This window comes from Streptomyces sp. SLBN-31 (assembly GCF_006715395.1).
Lineage (GTDB): Bacteria > Actinomycetota > Actinomycetes > Streptomycetales > Streptomycetaceae > Streptomyces.
Map to the genome: position 1 here is coordinate 2,979,688 of NZ_VFNC01000001.1, position 17,833 is coordinate 2,997,520.

General features: G+C 71.8%; 17 protein-coding genes. 3 read left to right on the forward strand and 14 right to left on the reverse strand.

All coding sequences use genetic code 11. The features are described from left to right. Window positions 1-62: 62 nt before the first annotated feature. Complete coding sequence (locus FBY22_RS13755; RefSeq protein WP_142145490.1) at window positions 63-1,232, reverse strand: lactate 2-monooxygenase; 1,170 nt, start codon at window positions 1,230-1,232, stop codon at window positions 63-65. Between the two features lie 97 nt (window positions 1,233-1,329). Then, window positions 1,330-1,887 carry a hypothetical protein gene (locus FBY22_RS13760; RefSeq protein ID WP_142145492.1) on the reverse strand — a complete coding sequence of 186 codons (558 nt, stop codon included), beginning with the start codon at window positions 1,885-1,887 and terminating at the stop codon, window positions 1,330-1,332. Window positions 1,888-2,212: 325 nt separating this feature from the next. Between FBY22_RS13760 and FBY22_RS13765 the strand changes: the two genes are divergently transcribed. Further along, window positions 2,213-2,632 (forward strand): subtilase-type protease inhibitor, encoded by a 420-nt coding sequence (locus tag FBY22_RS13765; protein ID WP_142145494.1) that lies wholly within the window; start codon window positions 2,213-2,215, stop codon window positions 2,630-2,632. Window positions 2,633-2,768: 136 nt separating this feature from the next. Here the strand turns inward: FBY22_RS13765 and FBY22_RS13770 are convergent, their stop codons facing one another. The 7 genes from FBY22_RS13770 to FBY22_RS13795 all read right to left on the reverse strand — a co-directional run bounded on the left by FBY22_RS13770 (window position 2,769) and on the right by FBY22_RS13795 (window position 8,089). After that, window positions 2,769-3,146, reverse strand: a complete 378-nt coding sequence (locus tag FBY22_RS13770; protein WP_142145496.1) for an STAS domain-containing protein — start codon at window positions 3,144-3,146, stop codon at window positions 2,769-2,771. Between the two features lie 144 nt (window positions 3,147-3,290). After that, window positions 3,291-3,488, reverse strand: a complete 198-nt coding sequence (locus FBY22_RS13775) for a CDGSH iron-sulfur domain-containing protein (protein ID WP_142145498.1) — start codon at window positions 3,486-3,488, stop codon at window positions 3,291-3,293. Beyond that, the gene (locus FBY22_RS13780) at window positions 3,469-4,131 is read right to left on the reverse strand and encodes a HemK2/MTQ2 family protein methyltransferase (RefSeq protein WP_142147604.1); all 663 of its coding nucleotides are present in this window, start codon (window positions 4,129-4,131) and stop codon (window positions 3,469-3,471) included. The genes FBY22_RS13775 and FBY22_RS13780 overlap by 20 nt, the downstream gene beginning before the upstream one ends. A 12-nt stretch (window positions 4,132-4,143) precedes the next feature. Further along, a complete protein-coding gene (locus FBY22_RS13785) occupies window positions 4,144-5,157 on the reverse strand; it encodes an iron-containing redox enzyme family protein (RefSeq protein ID WP_142145500.1) in 1,014 nt (337 codons plus the stop codon). A gap of 82 nt (window positions 5,158-5,239) precedes the next feature. Then, window positions 5,240-5,410: a hypothetical protein gene (locus tag FBY22_RS44140; protein ID WP_174267137.1), complete on the reverse strand. Its 171-nt coding sequence runs from the start codon at window positions 5,408-5,410 to the stop codon at window positions 5,240-5,242. Between the two features lie 15 nt (window positions 5,411-5,425). Next, the gene (locus FBY22_RS13790; protein ID WP_142145502.1) at window positions 5,426-6,433 is read right to left on the reverse strand and encodes a Ppx/GppA family phosphatase; all 1,008 of its coding nucleotides are present in this window, start codon (window positions 6,431-6,433) and stop codon (window positions 5,426-5,428) included. Between the two features lie 153 nt (window positions 6,434-6,586). Continuing rightward, on the reverse strand, window positions 6,587-8,089 hold the full coding sequence (locus FBY22_RS13795; RefSeq protein WP_142145503.1) for an MFS transporter: 1,503 nt from the start codon (window positions 8,087-8,089) through the stop codon (window positions 6,587-6,589). Window positions 8,090-8,276: 187 nt separating this feature from the next. On the opposite strand from FBY22_RS13795, the gene FBY22_RS13800 reads away from it, so the two are divergent. Continuing rightward, the gene (locus FBY22_RS13800) at window positions 8,277-8,804 is read left to right on the forward strand and encodes an SRPBCC family protein (protein ID WP_142145505.1); all 528 of its coding nucleotides are present in this window, start codon (window positions 8,277-8,279) and stop codon (window positions 8,802-8,804) included. A gap of 7 nt (window positions 8,805-8,811) precedes the next feature. Here FBY22_RS13800 and FBY22_RS13805 read toward each other — a convergent pair whose 3' ends face one another. From FBY22_RS13805 to FBY22_RS13825, 5 genes are all read right to left on the reverse strand, one after another. Next, window positions 8,812-11,628 carry an NHLP bacteriocin export ABC transporter permease/ATPase subunit gene (locus FBY22_RS13805; RefSeq protein WP_142145521.1) on the reverse strand — a complete coding sequence of 939 codons (2,817 nt, stop codon included), beginning with the start codon at window positions 11,626-11,628 and terminating at the stop codon, window positions 8,812-8,814. Window position 11,629: 1 nt separating this feature from the next. Continuing rightward, the gene (locus FBY22_RS13810; protein ID WP_142145523.1) at window positions 11,630-13,852 is read right to left on the reverse strand and encodes an NHLP family bacteriocin export ABC transporter peptidase/permease/ATPase subunit; all 2,223 of its coding nucleotides are present in this window, start codon (window positions 13,850-13,852) and stop codon (window positions 11,630-11,632) included. After that, window positions 13,849-14,655 carry an HlyD family efflux transporter periplasmic adaptor subunit gene (locus FBY22_RS13815; RefSeq protein ID WP_142145525.1) on the reverse strand — a complete coding sequence of 269 codons (807 nt, stop codon included), beginning with the start codon at window positions 14,653-14,655 and terminating at the stop codon, window positions 13,849-13,851. The genes FBY22_RS13810 and FBY22_RS13815 overlap by 4 nt, the downstream gene beginning before the upstream one ends. Before the next feature lie 120 nt (window positions 14,656-14,775). After that, a complete protein-coding gene (locus FBY22_RS13820; RefSeq protein ID WP_058921350.1) occupies window positions 14,776-14,991 on the reverse strand; it encodes a hypothetical protein in 216 nt (71 codons plus the stop codon). Between the two features lie 478 nt (window positions 14,992-15,469). Beyond that, window positions 15,470-15,883, reverse strand: coding sequence for a PaaI family thioesterase (locus FBY22_RS13825; protein ID WP_142145527.1), 414 nt, complete (start codon window positions 15,881-15,883; stop codon window positions 15,470-15,472). 191 nt (window positions 15,884-16,074) lie between these two features. Between FBY22_RS13825 and FBY22_RS13830 the strand changes: the two genes are divergently transcribed. Next, a complete protein-coding gene (locus tag FBY22_RS13830; protein WP_174267138.1) occupies window positions 16,075-17,529 on the forward strand; it encodes a S1 family peptidase in 1,455 nt (484 codons plus the stop codon). Window positions 17,530-17,833 lie beyond the last annotated feature (304 nt).

The following is a 17,833-nucleotide window of genomic DNA, read 5'->3' on the forward strand; positions in this document are numbered from 1 at the left end:
CGGGGCGAGCGGTCTTCCCGGGCCGCCGCCCTGCGCGAGCCCCGGTCACGCCGAGCTGCGCCTCACGCGCGTTCCTCGATCAGGTCGGCGGGACCGATCGTCGCGGGAGTGGCGTGCCCGGACAGGGCGAGGGTGAGGTCCAGTTCGGCGAGCAGGCAGCGGATCACGTGCTCCACGCCCGGCTGTCCGTCGAGGCCGAGCCCGTAGACGTAGGGCCGTCCCACGAGGACCGCCCGCGCGCCGAGCGCGAGCGCCTTGAAGATGTCGTCGCCGGTGCGGACGCCGCTGTCGAACAGGACGCTCAGCCGGTCGCCGACGGCTTCGGCGACGCGGGGGAGCGCGTCGGCGGCGGCCACGGAGCCCGCGACCTGACGGCCGCCGTGGTTGGAGACGACGACTCCGTCCATCCCGGCGTCGGCGGCGAGCCGGGCGTCGTCGGGGTGCAGGATGCCCTTGAGCACGATCGGGCCGTCCCAGTTCTCCCGCAGGAACGCCAGGTCCGGCCATGTCTTGGCCGGGTCCGCGAACATGCCGACGAAGTGCAGCACGGCCGCGTTCGGGTCCTCGTGCACCGGCTTGGCCAGGGCCGCCTGGAAGGCCGGGTCGGAGAAGTAGTTGGCTGTGCCGACACCGTGCAGGAAGGGCAGGTAGGCCTGGTCGAGATCGCGGGGGCGCCAGGCCAGCAACGGCGTGTCCAGGGTGACGACCAGCGCGGTGAACCCGGCGGCCCTGGCCCGGTTCAGAAAGCTCCGGGCCACCTCGACGTCCTTGGGCCAGTACAGCTGGAACCAGCGCTCGGCCTCTCCCATCGCCTCGGCGACCTGCTCCATCGGCGTGCTGGAGGCGGAGGACAGGATGAAGGGCACGCCCTGTGCCGCGGCGGCCCGGGCGGCGGCCGACTCCGCCTCCGGGTGCATGATCGACAGCACGCCGACCGGGGCCAGGGCCAGCGGGGCGGGCAGGGTCCGGCCCAGCACCTCGACCGACACATCCCGCTCGTGCACGTCCCGCAGCATGCGCGGCACGATCCGGCGGCGCTCCAGGGCCGCCCGGTTCGCGCGTGCCGTGCTGCCGTCGCCCGCGCTGCCGGCCACGTAACCGACCGGCCCGGGGCCGAGCCGCTGCTCCGTCAGCTCCTCCAGCCGGGTCAGATCGGTCGGCAGGCGCGGGACGGCACCTGACAGTCCGTTGAGATAGATCTCGTACTGGAAGTCCGCCCAGTGCTTGGCCATCCGTACGTCCCGCCTCTCCTCGTCGAGTACGCGCCGTGGTGACCCTACTCGGCGGTATGGGCGGGTGCGTGCGGCCCCCGGGTGGGCGAAACCTCCTTCATTCCTCGTCCGTCGGCGCGTCCTCCGGCTCCGGCTCGGCGTCCGGGCCCTGTGCCCGCACCCGCTGGACGTGTTCGAGGGACTCGCGCAGGTCGGCGAGCCAGTCGTCGGTGTGACGCTGCACCAGGCGCACGCACCAGGCGAGGGCGTCACTGCGGCTGCGGGCGACCCCGCCGGCGATGAGGGTGTCGAGGACCTGGCGCTCGGGCTGGCGCAGCCGGGTCATGACGGGCGCGGCGACATGGGTGAACAGGGCGCGCCGGCCGTCGCACTCCACACCCCAGGACACCTTCCGGCGATAGCGGTGCTCCGCCTCGCGGGCCACCTCGATCCGGGCCTCGCGGGTGCGTTCCCGGAACTCCTGGATGCGGCCCTCCACCGCGGCCTCCCGCTCGGCGTCCGAGGCGTCCTCGGCGAGCCGGGGTGCGGAGATTCGGCCGATCACGGTGATCTCCTCGCGGTCGACCGTGACCTCGGGCGGCTCCTCGAAGAGGCCTTCGGGCAGCCGGCCGGTGAGCCAGCCGCGCAGATTCTCTCGCTGCTCGTTCGTAATCATGTAATGACGATTACGCGGCTGTTCCATGAACACAAGGGGCTGCGGGGGAGTCAGCCGAGAGCTCAATCGGAATGTTTCAGGCCTATTAACGAAGCGGTGGAAACCAGCCACTTGGCTGCATCGGGCGATCAAGAACCGCACAGTTACGGGCCCGACGTGTTCGAATTCCGTGACTTCGCGCCACTGATTCAACACGCAAGGTTACTGAATCGCATGGGGTCGAGGTGTGTTTCCGTCGCGGACTCGGCAGACTCGCGGTCGCCGGTTCCGGCACCACCCCTGAACGGTCCGGCACACCCTCGAATCCTGCGGAAGGATGCACACGATGCGGAACACCGCGCGCTGGGCAGCGACCCTCGCCCTCACCGCCACCGCCGTCTGCGGACCCCTCACCGGGGCCGCCCTCGCCACGCCGGCCTCCCTGTACGCCCCCTCGGCCCTGGTCCTGACCGTCGGCCACGGCGACAGCGCAGCCGACGCGACGCCGCTGCGGGCGGTGACCCTGAGTTGCGCGCCGACGCCCTCCGGAACCCACCCGGCCGCCGAACTGGCCTGCGCCGAACTGCGTGCCGCGGGCGGCCTGGAGGGACTGGCGCCAAGAACCGACGTGCTGTGCACCAAGCAGTACGACCCCGTCGTGGTCACCGTCGACGGCGTCTGGCAGGGCAAGCGCGTCTCCTACGAGCGCACCTTCGCCAACTCCTGTCTGAAGTACGCCTACGGAGCCGACGTCTTCGAGTTCTGAGAGACCGGGATCGCGTGGACCCCGTGGTCAACCGGAGCGGCTCGCGGATGGGGAGTGCGGGCCCTCGCCGCGGGGCGGCGACGATCTCGCCTCGGGGATCGGACGGGCGGAGTGGGGCCGCCCGCCGATTCCCGGGTCACCACCGCCCCTCCCCGGACGTACCGGGGAGGGGCGGAAAGCGTTTGAGCAGCCCCGTCCCGGCCAGCAGCCTGCGGATGCGCGGCTGGTCGGAGACGACGCGCAGGCGGCCGCCGCGCTCCCTCGCCCGCGCCTCGGCCCGGCACAGCACGCGCAGCCCCGAGCAGTCGAAGAACTCCACGCGGCGCAGATCCACCAGCACGTCCGGCCGCGGCCCGGCGGTGGCCGCGTCGAGATGTTCACCGAGCGCCCCGGCCGTCGCCAGATCGATCTCGCCGACCGCCACGACCACGGTGAACCGGCCCTCGAACCGAGTGCGGGCGTTGGGGTTCGCCGCGGGCGGTTCGCCCGCACGTTCGTCCGCATCCGGGGTCATGGCCGCTCCACCTCGGCAAGGGGCCCACTCGGTCTCGGTAGTTACCCCGGTGCGGCGTCGAACATCCCTGGAAGGCGAAACGCAAGAGCGGGTTCACCCGACCTGGTGAATTGAAGCGAAAGCGCTTGACTCTCTGGCGGGTGGCTATGCCCGATCGCGGTGGCTTGTGTCGCACCACGGGAACCGGCGGCTCCGCCGGCAGGTGCACAGAGCGACCCGGAAGCGGTCCGAGCGGACGGTGCTGCCGTCCTCCAGCTCCACCTCGACCGGTCCCTCGACGAGCAGGGGGCCGCGACGCTGGATCGTGACCCGGCGCGCGCTGTCAGACGGGGAGTTCGGCACGGACGATCACCAGCTCTTCCTTCTCGTCGTCGGCGGCCAGCATGCCCTGTCTGCGCAGCCAGCCGGCCCGCTGCCGCAGCACGGGACCGAACGGGATGAAGTGACGCTGTGTCACCGATGCCCGCAGGCCCTCTTCGTGCAGATGGGCAAGGGTCCGCTCCGGTCCGCTGAGCGCGGAGTGGATCATCAGCAGGACACCGCCGGGCCGCAGCAGCTCCGGGGCCTCGCGGCAGATCCGGTCCAGGATGAGCCGGCCGTCCCCGCCCGCGTCCCAGGCGCGGGCCGCTCCGCGCGGCCGGGCGCGCTCGGCGGGCGCGGGCACGTAGGGCGGGTTGGACAGGATCAGGTCGAACCGCTGCCCGCGGACCGGCGCGAACAGGTCGCCGCGCCGGATGCGCAGCGGAAGCCCCGCCATCCGGGCGTTCAGGCGCGCGGCGCACACCGCCCGCCACGACACGTCCACCGCGGTCACCCGCGTGCCGCGGCGCGCCGCGGCCAGGGCCAGGGCGCCGGTTCCGGTCCCCACGTCGAGAACGTCCGCGCCCGGCGGCAACGGTTCCTCGAACAGGGCTTCGGTCAGCAGATCGGTGTCTTCCTGCGGGGAGTAGACACCCGGCGGTACCAGTGGATTCACCGGACCCAGGTACCCCGACAATCAGTAAGTATGGGAGATTTCGGAAAGCTGGGAAGAGCGCAGGGAGGAACGGCCCGCCCGCCAGTTCTCCAGCAGCCGGGCGGCGAACCGGTCCTCGACCAGTCCTGTGGTGTCGATGCCGAACACCACGTCCGGCGCCAGATGCGGCTCCTCCTCCAGCAGACCGCCGATGACGTCGTGGCGTACGACCTGCTCGTGGACGGCGTCGGCCTCCACGTGCTCGTCGTAGAAGTGCTCGGCGGCCGGTCCCGCTCCCGTGCGGCGCATCGCGTCGGCCAGTCGCCGCGACCCCGGCGAGGAGGTGATCTCGACGGCCGCGAAGTGGCCGACCAGGGCGCCGCGCAGGGCCCGGTGCAGGCCGAAGAGGGACATCAGGTTGACGGTGGCGAGCATCTCCGCGCTCGCCGCGTCGACATAGCGGCCGTACGTCGTGTCCAGACCCAGGTCCGTCATCAGGTTCGCGAACAGGCGCGCGTGCAGCCGGTCGGGGCGGCCACCGCCGAACTCGTCGAACTCCACCGCCGCCATCGCCGCCTTGGCCCGCCCGGTGAGCCGCGGCAGCACCCAGGCGTGCGGGTCGGCCTCCTTGAGGTGGTACAGCGAGCGGTGGGTGGCGTACTCGCGCACCTGCCACAACTCGCCCTCCTCGCGCAGGAAGTGGCTGACACCGCTGCCCTCCACGGGCTCGACGAGCAGGTCGCCCAGCGCGTCCTCGACCGTGTCGTGCACCGTGGTGTCGGCGCGCAGAGTGGTCAGGAAGCGGTGCTCCAGCGCGGCCCGCGTGCGCAGCAGGTCCGTGTCCCACTCGCGCTCGGGGGGCACGCCCGCGAGACCCCGGTAGTGCAGTTCGTAGCAGAGGTACAGGGCGAGCTGGAGATCGTCACCGTAGGGGTCGGCGGCGGCGACGGTCTCGGGCCGGGGCAGCGGGCCGGTGTCCAGCAGGTAGCCCTTCACACCGGCCGACACCGGCCCCCGGGGCGACGGAAACAGCGGCCCATCATGGTCGTACGACATGCCGGCCGGGTACCCCGGGAAGGCCGTCACCAACGTCTGCCTCCGGGCCGGTGAACCGTGCCACCAGCCGTGACGTCCGGTATCACCTGCCCTCGGACTCCTCCTGGGCGCGCCTGTTGGGCGTGATCGCGTCCGCCGCCTCGCCCTCCTCGTCCCGCTCGTCGCCGGACACCTCGGCGTCCTCGGCCTCCCGCAGGACCTCCTCCAGGGCGGTCTTCGGCGGCCGCTCGGCGTTGTCGTGGTTCTCGGGCACGATGGCTCCCTCGCTTCAGTGGTTGGCGGTGGCGATCCGCAGGGGCAGCGGTTCGGGGGCGCCGGGCGACTCGTCGAGCCGGTTGACCTCCGCCCACCAGGCCGGACCGTCCTCGATGTGGCGCAGCAGGACGCCCTCGCGGATCGCCCAGGGGCAGACGGTGACCGCGCTGAGGCCGGTCAGTTTCATGGCGGTGTGCCCGACCAGCGCGCCGGCCAGGCTCTGTGCGGCGCGCGGCGCGGAGATGCCGGGCAGCCGAGCGCGTTCGGCCGCGGTCAGCGCCGCCAGCCGGTCGACGGCCAGCCGCAGGTCGGCGCGGCGCAGCTGCCGCTCCACGAACGGCCCGTGCCGCCCCGGGGCGGCCCCGCACAGCCGGCCCAGCTGCTGAAACGTCCGGGAGGTGGCGACCGCGGTGCGCGGGCCCTCCCAGCGGATCCGCGCCGCCACGTCCCGCAGCTGGTGGCGGACCTTGCGGCGCAGCGCCCGCACCTGCTCCCAGCTGGGCGGGTCCTCGCCGTGGAAGAACTCGTGGGTCAGCCGGCCCGCGCCCAGCGGCAGCGAGGCCACGAAGTCCGGCAACCGGCCGCGGCCGAAGGCGACTTCGAGGGAACCGCCGCCGATGTCCAGCAGCGCCAGCGGTCCCGAGCGCCAGCCCATCCAGCGTCGCGCCCCGAGGAAGGTGAGCTCGGCCTCCAGTTCGCCGGGCAGCGTGCACAGCTGGACGCCGGTGCGGGACCGGACGGCGCGCAGGACCTCCAGGCGGTTCGGGGCGCTGCGCACCACGGCGGTGGCGAAGGCGAGCGGACCGGCAGCGCCCCAGCGGGCCGCGGTCCGGCTCGCCTCGGTGACCGCCACGACGAGCCGCTCGACATCCTCCTCGGGGATGTCGCTCCCGGGCCGCACGTGCTCCGACAGACGCAGCCGCCACTTGGCCGTGTGGACGGGCAGCGGTACCCCGCCGTCGGCATCCGAAACCACCAGACGTACCGTGTTCGACCCCACATCCACGACGCTGATCCGCATGGGCCGGTGGGTACCCACTTCTGGACACACCAACGCACCCCACGCCCGCGAGGGCCCCACCCTGGCCGGTTCCCGCCGTCGCCGTGGCACGCGGAGGGGCCGCCGTCTCCCTGCGGACGGCGGCCCCTGGACCGAGCGGCTCCTACCGGGTGATCACATGTGGACGACCGGCGCGGCGCCCGGATCCTGCTCCGGCACCCCGCGGCGGAAGAGCAGGAAGGCGATCACGGCGCCCGCGGCGAACATGCCCGCCGACCACCAGAAGGCGGTGGTGTAGCTCTCGATCGTCGCCTGGGCCTGCACCAGCTTGCTGGTGGCGTCCCGGCCGGCCAGGTAGTCGCTCGCGGCGCTCGCGGCGAGGGTGTTCAGCAGCGCCGTACCGATCGACCCGCCCACCTGCTGCATGGCGTTGACCGTCGCGGAGGCGACGCCCGCGTCCTCGGCGGTCACCCCGCCGGTGGCCAGCTGCATGGAGGCCGGCATGACCAGGCCCAGACCGACGCCGGTCACGATCAGCTGGGGGAGCACCGCGCTGACGTAGCTGGAGCCGTTGTCGATACCGGTCAGCCAGGCCATGCCGACCGCGGCCACCGCGAAGCCCAGCGGGACGGCCACCTTCGGCCCGACGCGCGGCAGCAGGACCGTGGTGCCGAGCTGCGCCGCCACCATCAGCGCGCCCACCATCGGCAGGAACGCCACACCGGTCTTCGTCGGGCTGAAGCCGAGGTTCAGCTGCAGGTAGTAGGTGAGGAAGAGGAACACGCCGAACATGCCGCCGGCGGAGATCAGCACCGCGAGGAAGGAGGCCGCGCGGTTGCGGTCGAGCAGGATGCGCAGTGGCAGCAGCGGGTGCGCGGCCCGGGTCTGCCACCAGGCGAAGGCGGCCAGCAACAGCCCGCCCGCTGTCAGAAAGCCCCAGGTGAGGGCGGAGCCCCAGTCGTGCGTCTCGGCGTTGGAGAAGCCGTAGACCAGCGAGAACAGTCCGGAGGCGACCAGGATCGTGCCGGGCACGTCCAGCCTGCCGTTCTCGGCGTCGCGGTGGTTGGTCAGCAGCATCCAGCCGCCCACGAAGGCGACGACGGCGATCAGCACGTTCACGTACAGCGTCCAGCGCCAGTCGAAGGCGTCGGTCAGCACACCGCCGAGCAGCAGGCCCACGGCACCGCCGGCGCCGGCGATGGCGCCGTACACGCTGAACGCCCGGGCGCGTTCCCGTGCGTCGGTGAAGGTCGTGTTCAGCAGGGACAGCGCGGCGGGCGCGAGCAGCGCGCCGAAGGCACCCTGCAGGGCGCGCGCGGTGACGAGCATGCCGAAGCCGTTGGCGGCTCCGCCGAGCGCGGAGACGGCGGCAAAGCCGACCACGCCGACCAGGAAGGCCGTCTTGCGCCCGAACAGGTCGGCTATCCGGCCGCCGAGCAGCAGCAGCGAGGCGAACGCCAGGGCGTACGCGGTGACGATCCACTGCCGGTTGCCGTCGGAGAACCCGAGGTCGGCCTGGGCGGAGGGCAGGGCGATGTTCACGATGGTCGCGTCGAGCACCACCATCAGCTGCGCGACCGCGACGACGGCGAGGATCCACCATCGCTTCGCGGAGGGCGCGTCGGGCGCCTCGACGGCACCGGTGGAGGTGCCGCCGGTGAGGGTCTTCTGGGCCATGGGGGAACCACTCCAGGGAAGCCGTTCGAATGCGGAAGCACGAACCCGGGAACGAAACCGTTTCGTACAGAAGCAGCTTAGACCCCGCCCTAGCGAAACGGCAACGTTTCGCTAGGTGTGGCGTCGGTCTCGTCGGTGCCGGTCTCTCATCGGCCGTGCCACGCTGTTCCCCGGAGGACTGATCACCATGGCCGCAGCGCTCACCGGAACCTGCCCGACCCTCGACGACGGCCGCCGGGCCGTCCGCTTCGCCCGCACCTACGACCTGCCGGTCGAGCGGGTCTGGCAGTTCGTCACCGACGCCGGGGAACTCGCCCACTGGTTCCCCTCCCGCGCCGAGATCGACCCGCGCCCCGGCGGCACCATCACCTTCGGCGCGGACCCGGACATGCCGGAGTCCACCGGCCGGGTGCTCGGCCTGGACGAACCCCGCCACCTGTCCTTCGACTGGGGCGGCGACGAGCTCCGCTTCGACCTCGAGGCACTGGACGAAGGGCGCACCCGTTTCACCCTGACCAACGTCCTGCGGGCCGCCGACACCGCCGCCCGCAACGCCGCCGGCTGGGAGGTCTGCCTGGCCGCACTCGACGCACACGCGCGCGGCGAGCGGTTCGAGGAGCCGCACGCCGGGCCGAGCGCGCTGTGGAAGGAGTTCTACGACGCCTACGTCGAGGCCGGTGTGCCCTCCGGGGCGCCGGTCCCCGGGCTGGACTGACCGCCACTCACGCCATCTGGCGCCGCACCAGCTCGTGCAGCCGCCCGCCCGTGTCCGCCAGCAGCTGCGCCGGCGGGCCCTGCTGGGCGACCTTGCCGTCCTCCATGACGATCACGCGGTCGGCGTCGAGGACCGTCGACAGGCGGTGGGCGATGACGATCCGGGTGGCGTTGAGCGCCTTGGTCGACTCGATCACCGTGCGCTGGGTCTCGTTGTCCAGGGCACTGGTCGCCTCGTCGAAGAACAGGATCCGCGGCCGGCGGATCAGCGCCTGGGCGATCATCAGGCGCTGACGCTGGCCGCCGGAGACGGCACCGCTGCCCGAGACGATCGTGTGCAGCCCCATCGGCATCCGCTTGATGTCCTCGGCCAGGCCCGCCATCTCGGCCGCCGCCATCGCCTCCTCCGGCGTGTACGGCTCGGTGCCGCAGATGACGTCCAGGATGGAACCGGTGAACGGCTGCGCGTGCTGCAGCACCACACCGCACTGCCGGCGCACCGCCGACTGGTCGAGGGCGGCCAGGTCCTGGCCGTCGTACAGGACACTGCCCGAGACCGGCTTGTCGAAGCCGATCAGCAGCCTGAGCAGCGTGGACTTTCCGCACCCGCTGGGGCCGACGATCGCCACGAACTCGCCCGGGCGCACCTCGAAGGACACGTCGTCCAGGACCAGCGGCCCGTCGTCGGCGTACCGGAAGGACAGCCGACGCGCCTCGATGGCACCTGAGAGCGGACCCGGCCGGGTGCTCGCCGTGCGCACCTCCGGCGTCGCCTCCAGCACCGGCTTGATCTCCTCGAACAGCGGGAGAGCGGCCACCGCCGAGACGAACGCGCCGGTCAGCTGGGTGACCGAGGTCAGCAGCATCGTCACCGAGGTGTTGAAGGTCAGGAAGCTCGCCGCCGACATGGAACCGCGCGCCGGACCGGCCAGCAGCATGAACATCAGCAGGGTGCACAGGGGCAGGTAGACCGCGCCCATGACCGTCGTGAGGTTCTTGATGCGGCCGACCTTCTGCTGCAGTTCGCGACTGCGCGCGAACTCCGACGCCCAGGCCGCGTAGGCGTAGTTCTCGGCCGCCGCCACCCGCAGCTTCGGCAGGCCGCGCAGGGTCTGGAACGCCTGGTTGTTCAGCTTGTTGCCGAGCACCACCAGCTTGCGCTGCCAGCGCACCTGCCACAGGCCGAGCCCCAGGAACGCGCCCGCGATGACGACGAGCATGCCGATCGCCGCCAGCGCCATCGACGGGCTGTACCAGAACAGCAGCCCCAGGTTCATCGCGCCGACCGTCACCGACTGGGCGACGACCGGCCCGATGCCCGCCATCATGCGGCGCATCGCGCTGATGCCCATGGCCGCGCTCGCCAGCTCACCGGTGGAGCGCTCGGTGAAGAACTTCGTGGGCAGCCTCAGCAGCCGGTCCCACACGGCCGGCTGCAGGGTGGCCTCGATTCGGCCCTCCAGCCGCAGGATGGTGAGGTTCTCCAGCAGCATGAAGGCGGCCGCCACCAGGCTCGTCACCATCACCGCCAGACAGACCTGGCCGATCAGGTTCGTCTGGGCCCTCGGCACGAACTCGCCCAGCACCCTGCCGGTAGCGATCGGCACCAGCGCGCCGATGGCGACCGTGACGAGGCCGCTCAGGAGCAGGTTCACCAGGTCGCTCCCGGTGCCCCGCATGCTGAACCGCAGCAGCCGCAGCGGGCTCAGCGTCCGGTCCGGCAGCGGCCGGTAGAACATCACCGCGCGCGGCTCGAACTCCTCCGCGTTGGCCTTCTCGACGGGGGTCTCGCGGCCGGTCGCCGGATGTACGGCCACATAGCCGCCGCGCCGCCACAGCAGCGCGACCGGCGCACCCGACAGTGCCCGGTGCCCGACGAGCGGTCCGACATCGTCCCGCCACCAGGGGCCGTCCAGGCGCACCGCCCTGGTCCGGACGCGGGAGGCGATCGCCACCTGCTCCACCGGGTCGAGCCGGTCGCCGCCGGTGCCGGACTGCGTGCGGTCGGCGAGCTGGATGCCGGCCGCCTCGGCGACGAGCTTGCAGGCGGCGTACGTCGCGTCCGCGTCGGCGGCGGTCGTGCGCTTGGACGAGGACTTGCCGATGGAGGCCAGCAGCGTCCGGTCGGCCTGGGCACGGACCGCCTCACCCGCCTTGATACCGGCCGCCGTGCGCGTCTCGTGGGTCCGCTCCAGCTGCTCGATCCAGCGGTCCAGCGTGGTCAGCAGCCGGTACTGCTGGTCGACCATGCTCTGCCAGACCGCGGGGTCCATCAGCAGGTCCGCGGCGGCCTCGGCGCCGTACAGCGAGCCGTACTGGACGCTGCCGGGCGGCACCTGCATCCAGAAGACGTCGTCATCGGTGACCTCGGTGGCGCGTTCGGTGGCCATCGGTGCCTGGAAGAGGACGGACAGGCTGCGGCCGACGCCGAGGGCGAGGGCGTACTCCAGCGGGCTGGTGGTGGGTGGCACGTACTGCGGGTTGCCGTACTCGTCGTAGGACCAGGTCTGGGTGTCGGCCGTCTGGTACAGCTCGCGCAGACCGATGCGGTGCACCACGCAGTCGCGCAACGGGCGTGCCACCAGGGTGTGCTGCGGTCCGGCGACGGGTCCCAGCAGCAGTGAGCCCGCCTCCAGCCGGCCCAGGTGGTGCCAGGTGCCCTGCTGCGCGGCGTCCACCGCGAACAGGTCCAGGCTCCCGGCCGCGACCAGCCACAGCACCTGCGGGCCCTCCAGGTCGAGCCGGGTCAGCCCCGAGCAGTCGACGAAGGTGCCCATGGACCCGAGGGCGCCGAGTACGAGGTCGCCTTCGTGTGCGGTCGTCATCTCATCGCTCCCTGACCAGCGCCGCGTACGCGCCGCCGAGTGCCACCAGGTCCTCGTGCCGCCCGCGTTCCACGATCGTGCCGTGCTGCAGTACGACGATCTCGTCGCTGTCGCGCACGGTGCTGAGCCGGTGCGCGATCACGACACACGCGCAGCCGCGCCTGCGCAGGTTGTCCATGACGACCAGCTCGGTCTCGGCGTCCAGCGCGCTGGTCACCTCGTCCAGCACCAGGATGCTCGGCCTGCGCACCAACGCCCTTGCGATCTCCAGCCGTTGACGCTGGCCGCCGGAGAAGTTGCGGCCGTCCTGCTCGACCTTGCTGTGGATGCCGCCGGGGCGGCGCATCACGACGTCGCAGAGCGCCGCGTCCCGCAGCGCGTCCACCACCGCCTCGTCCGGGACCGACGGGTCCCACAGCGCCACGTTGTCGCGCACCGACCCCTCGAACAGGAAGACCTCCTGGTCCACGAAGGACACGGAGGCGGCCAGCGCCCCGCGCGGGATGTCGTCCAGGCGCCGGCCGTCGATGCGGATCACGCCCTCCCACGGGGAGTACAGGCCCGAAATCAGCCTGGAGACCGTGGACTTGCCGCTGCCTGAGCCGCCGACCAGGGCGACCTGCTGACCGGGTCCGACGGTCAGGTCGAAGCCGGTGAGCAGGGGCTTGTCCAGCGGGTTGTAGCCGAAGGTGATGTTCTGCAGCTCGACGTGGCCGTGCAGCCGGCGCGTCGAGTCGCCGGCGCCGGGGCGGCCGTAGAGCGGGTCGGCCTGGAAGTTCTCGACGTCCTTCAGGCGGGCCACGTCGGCCGCGAAGTCCTGGATGCGGCCCGCCACGCCGTTGAGGCGGGTGATGGGGGCGGTGAAGCGGGTGACCAGCGACTGGAAGGCGACCAGCAGGCCCACCGAGATACCGCCCTCGACCGCGCGCATACCGCCGATCCACAGGATCACCGCGCTGTTCAGCGAGGCCAGCGTCGGCGCGACCACCCCCAGCCAGGCGCTCGGCACACCCAGCCGCTGCTGCTCCTCCAGCGTCGTGGCGTGCTGCCCGGCCCACTTGCGGAAGTAGCCGTCCTCGCCGCCGGTCGCCTTCATCGTCTCGATCAACTGCAGGCCGGTGTAGGCCGTGTTGGTCAGACGGGCGCTGTCGGCACGCAGCTTGGCCGTGCGGGTGGCCCGCAGCCGGATCACCACGCGCATGGCGACGATGTTCAGCAGGGCGACGCCGATGCCGACGAAGGTGAGCTGGGGGTCGTACGTATAGAGGAGTACGGCGTAGAGGACCACGACCACCGCGTCCACGCCCGCCGCCGCGAGGTCGCGGGCCAGCGTCTCGGCGACCTGGTCGTTGGACTGCAGCCGCTGCACCAGGTCGGCCGGGCTGCGCTGGGCGAAGAACGTCACCGGCAGCCGCAGCAGATGGCGCAGGAAGCGGGCGCTGGAGAGAGTGGAGGAGATGATGCGGCCGCGCAGCAAATTCGCCTGCTGCAGCCAGGTCAGCAACACGGTGAGCAGCACGCACGCGCCCATCGACGCGAACAGCACGCCCAGCAGCGAGGTCTGACCTCCGATCAGGAACAGGTCGATGTAGGTGCGGCTGAGCGCGGGCAGCGCCGCGCCGACCAGCACCAGCAGCAGGCTCGCCAGCACCGCGGCCGGCATCGTGCCCGCGGTGCCGCGCAGCCGGGCCGGCATCGCGCCCAGCACGCCCGGCTTGCGGCCGCCCCTGGTGAAGTTCTCGCCGGGCTCCATTACCAGCACGACACCGGTGAAGCTGCCGTCGAAGTCCTCCATGGGCACGAAGCGGCGGCCCTTGCCGGGGTCGTTGATGTACACCCCGCGCCGGCCGAAGCGGCGGCCCATGCCGTCGTAGACGACGTAGTGGTTGAACTCCCAGAACAGCACGGCCGGTGTCTTCACCTCGGCGAGGGCGGCCGTGTCCATCTGCATGCCCTTGGCCGTCAGGCCGTAACTGCGGGCCGCCTTCAGCAGGTTGCTCGCGCGCGAGCCGTCCCGCGAGACACCGCAGGCGATGCGCAGCTCCTCCAGCGGCACGTGCCTGCCGTAGTGGCCGAGCACCATGGCCAGGGAGGCGGCGCCGCACTCGACGGCCTCCATCTGGAGCACCGTCGGTGTGCGGACCGTCTTCGCCTTCCCCGTGGGGACCGGGCGCTTGGGCGGGGCGGAGCGGCGTCTGCTCCGCGTCTCCTGGGTGGCACTCACGGCAGCAGCCAATCGACGGGACGCTGGTCGGCCAGCCGGATCGAGCCCGAGGCCGTCGTCATGGAGGTGAGGTCGAAGGGCGGCCCGCCCTTGGACGACCACTTGTAGCCGCTCTTCGTGGCGGACGACCTGTCCAGCCGCACCGTCACGGCCACCGGGCGGCCCTTCTTGGTGAACTGCTCGCCCAGCTGGCTGTCCCCGAGGAACGCGGCGATCTGCTGGGCGGACTCGGCGGAGCGGTCCACCGACTTCACATGGCCGCGCAGCACGCCGTATTTCTGCGTGGGAACGGAGGAGACGGTGAGGTCGACGGCGGCGTGCTCGGGAATGGCGGCCGCGTTCTCGGCGGGCACGTACACCGTGGCGTACAGCGGGTCCGAGGCGTGGGCGACCTTCTCGACCGCGGCGACGTTCGCCCCGGTCTGGATGATCTGGCCGATGGTGGCGGCGAGTCCGGTGACACGGCCCGCGGCGACCGTACGGACGACCGAATCGCCGTGGGCGGTACGGACCTTCAGGACGGGGGCGTCGGCCGGCAGCCGCTCGCCCTGTTCGGCGAGGACCGCGGTGACCTGGCCGGCGACCGGGCTCTGCAGGATGTAACTGCCCTCGCCGTGGGTGAGGATGGCGGGCGCGCTGACCGTGGAGGCGACCGAACCCGTCACCGCCCACACCGAGGCGGCGGCCACCGCGACGAGGGTCACGGACAGGACCAGCCAGCCCTGGGGGCGGGCGAAGCGCACCGGAAGGTCGAGCTCCTCCGGCGACTGCAGCTTGGCGAGGGCCTGTTGGCGGAACTGCACGGAAATTCCCTCACCTGAAAACGAGGAAGGACCGGCTCGCGCGAGCCGGCTGGTTCACGACATCGGGAAGCCCCGGAGCCGGGAAGAGGCTCCGGGACTCAACGATCACAAAGGGTGCGATCAGAGACCGGCGACCAGGTTGGTGACCGGGGCGGTGTTCAGACCGGTGACACCCTCGACGGTGCCGACAGCCGTGTCGACCAGGCCGGAAACCGGGGCGACGCCGTCCACCAGGCCGGTGACGGTGCCGAGGGCGTTCACGGCCAGGCCGCCGGAGACGTTGTCGAGCTCGGCGTCGGAGATCTCGACGGTCTCAACCTGGGGGGTGGAGTTCATGATGGAACTTCCCTTCATATGGATATTCACATAGGGGGAGCGGCCCCCTCTGGGGGACAGAGCGGCACCGCGACCGCAGGTACCCGGGCTCCGTCTCCGAAGCCCTGCGGCCCCCGCGGTGCGATGGATCAAAGCACGCCGCCGGTCCGCCCTTCCAATCAACCACCCGTCTCACCAGGCAACTTGCGCCGCTGCGGTACCGATGCGTGCAGGACTCTGCACGCGCCGGTGGCAGCTTCTTCACATGCGTCACGGCATCGGCTCGTCCGAGCGCTTGCTGATCGTCGCGCGAATCCGACACTCCTGCCGCAATGGCGTGGGCGTGGCCGGCCGCGTGTGCAGAACTCCCGCACCCCGTGACTTCGTTGAGTATTCAATGTGCAGATTCTCGGTAGCCGGGATTGGGCCCGGCGTTCATGACGGACCGTCGCCGACCGGCTGCGAAACGTGTCGGTCCGGACGCGTGCACGCGACCGTGTCAGCCCAGTAGCGCGTAGACCGTGCTCGCGGTCGCCGCGACTTCCCCCGACCGCTCCTCGGTCATCGTGATGTTCGCGAACGCCATGCGGCGGCCCAGCTTCGTGACCACCGCCTCGATCAGGACATCCGATCCCGTCACCGCGCGCTGGAACGACGTCGACTGCTGAACCGTCGTCATGGGCCCGTACGCCCCGCGCGCCGCCGACACCGCGATCACGGTCGCCGTGTCCGCGGCGGCCATCAGCGCCTGCCCCGACAGCCCGCCGCCCTCCCGTGCCAGCCGGTCCGACCAGGGAAGACGCAGTGTGGCGCGGTCCTCGCCCACCGCCTCCACGGCGAGGCCCAGTCCGAGAATCCAGGGGGCGAAGCAGGCGTCAAGGATCTTGTCGGCTTCGGCGGTCGTCATCGTCATATGGGCGATTGTTCCCCGCGCCGCCGCGCCGGACGCGGTGCATGGCCGATTCCGCATCGGGCCAAGCGAGTTGGCAAACGGAATTGAACGCACCGTGCGGCCCCTGCGTACCAACAGCCATCCAGGCGCCCAGAACGACAACAGCTGCCGAACGGCGGCACAGACTCCGGTCCCCCAGGAGGTCGAGAAGTTTGAGTCACAAGCGAATTCCGAAGCGCAAGGCCGCTATCGCGGCGGGCAGCGTCGTGGCGCTCGGCGCGGCCGCAATCCTGCTGCCGAACGCCAACGCCTCCCAGGACGGCTCGTCGGCCGGCACCGCCCCCAAGACCCTGAAGGCAACGGACGCCTCGGATCTCGCCGCGCAGCTTCAGAACGTGCTCGGCCAGGCCTTCGCCGGTTCCTACTACGACTCGGCCGCACAGCAGCTCGTGGTGAACGTCGTGTCCGGCGAGGACAACAAGGTGGTCGTCGAGGCGAAGAAGGCGGGTGCGAAGGTCCGCGAGGTCAAGAACAGCCTCGCGGCGCTGAAGTCGGGTGCCCAGACCCTCAAGGCCAAGGCGGCCATACCGGGCACGGCGTGGGCCATGGACCCGAAGACCAACAAGCTCGCCGTCACCGCCGACTCCACCGTCGGCGCCGCCGAGTGGAACAGACTGACGTCGACGGTGAAGAGCCTCGGCGCCGACATGGCGACGGTGAAGAGGTCCTCCGGCACCTTCAAGCCCCTCGTGTCGGGCGGCGACGCCATCTTCGCCCAGGCGCAGGGCGGCACGGTCCGCTGCTCCCTCGGCTTCAACGTCAAGGCCAGTGACGGCAGTCCGGCATTCCTGACCGCCGGTCACTGCGGTGTGGCCGCCAAGCAGTGGTCCGACTCCGAGACCGGACAGCCCATCGCCACGGTCGACCAGGCCACCTTCCCCGGCGCCGGTGACTTCTCCCTGGTCAAGTACGACGACCCGAACACCCAGGCGGCCAGCGAGGTCAACGTCGGCAACGGACAGACCGTGCAGATCACCGGTGCCGCCGACGCCACCGTCGGTGAGACGGTCTTCCGGATGGGCAGCACCACCGGTCTGCACAACGGCCAGGTCACCGGCCTGGACGCCACGGTCAACTTCCAGAGCGAGACCGACCCGAACGGCGTCGACACGGTCACCGGCCTCATCCAGACCAACGTCTGCGCCGAGGCCGGCGACAGCGGCGGCTCCCTGTTCACCCAGGACGGCAGCGCGATCGGCATGACCTCGGGCGGCAGCGGCGACTGCACCGCGGGCGGCGAGACCTTCTTCCAGCCGGTGACCACGGCCCTGCAGGCCACGGGCGCCACGCTGGGCGACGGCGGCGCGGGCGCGGGTGCGGGTGCGGGCGATCAGGGCGGCTCGGCCGACCCGTCGGCCTCCGCCGGTGACGGTACGGGCGCCGGCGACCAGGCCGGCGGCGGCGACGCGGTGGGCGGCGGCGCCGACCCGTCGGCGAGCGCGACCGACGGCACGGGTGACCAGTCCGGTGCGGGCGCGGGTGACCAGTCCGGCGTCGGTGCGGGTGACCAGTCCGGCGTCGGCGACCAGTCGGGGGCGGGCACCGGCGACCAGTCCGGGACCGGCGCACAGGACGACGGCTCGGCCTCGCTCACTCAGACCCACTGATCGGCCTTACGCGCGGTTCCGGTCGACGGTGGACGGTCCGGCCCTCCGGCGGGAGGGCCGGACCGCATCGTCTGCGCCGCCGGTTTCGGTCAACTACGACGGGCCGTGCAGACGGCATCGCAGCGGGCCCGTCCGCCCCCCTCACGGCCGCCGGGACGTGCGCCGACATGTGCCGGGCGGGCATGCCGTCACCTTGCTCGCACGGCCGGGAGGCCGAGCGAGGGGAACCGTACGCGTCCCCGGGCCACCCGACGCGGCCGGTCGGGAACGACGAAACGGAGTCCTCGCCGCCGCATAGCGGCGC

What these genes read in the sequence shown, in the direction of transcription:
- FBY22_RS13755 (WP_142145490.1), bottom strand. Translation starts at nt 1,232, where the DNA reads ATGGCCAAGCACTGGGCGGACTTCCAGTACGAGATCTATCTCAACGGA.
- FBY22_RS13760 (WP_142145492.1), bottom strand. Translation starts at nt 1,887, where the DNA reads ATGATTACGAACGAGCAGCGAGAGAATCTGCGCGGCTGGCTCACCGGC.
- FBY22_RS13765 (WP_142145494.1), top strand. Translation starts at nt 2,213, where the DNA reads ATGCGGAACACCGCGCGCTGGGCAGCGACCCTCGCCCTCACCGCCACC.
- FBY22_RS13770 (WP_142145496.1), bottom strand. Translation starts at nt 3,146, where the DNA reads ATGACCCCGGATGCGGACGAACGTGCGGGCGAACCGCCCGCGGCGAAC.
- FBY22_RS13785 (WP_142145500.1), bottom strand. Translation starts at nt 5,157, where the DNA reads ATGTCGTACGACCATGATGGGCCGCTGTTTCCGTCGCCCCGGGGGCCG.
- FBY22_RS13790 (WP_142145502.1), bottom strand. Translation starts at nt 6,433, where the DNA reads ATGCGGATCAGCGTCGTGGATGTGGGGTCGAACACGGTACGTCTGGTG.
- FBY22_RS13795 (WP_142145503.1), bottom strand. Translation starts at nt 8,089, where the DNA reads ATGGCCCAGAAGACCCTCACCGGCGGCACCTCCACCGGTGCCGTCGAG.
- FBY22_RS13800 (WP_142145505.1), top strand. Translation starts at nt 8,277, where the DNA reads ATGGCCGCAGCGCTCACCGGAACCTGCCCGACCCTCGACGACGGCCGC.
- FBY22_RS13805 (WP_142145521.1), bottom strand. Translation starts at nt 11,628, where the DNA reads ATGACGACCGCACACGAAGGCGACCTCGTACTCGGCGCCCTCGGGTCC.
- FBY22_RS13820 (WP_058921350.1), bottom strand. Translation starts at nt 14,991, where the DNA reads ATGAACTCCACCCCCCAGGTTGAGACCGTCGAGATCTCCGACGCCGAG.
- FBY22_RS13825 (WP_142145527.1), bottom strand. Translation starts at nt 15,883, where the DNA reads ATGACGATGACGACCGCCGAAGCCGACAAGATCCTTGACGCCTGCTTC.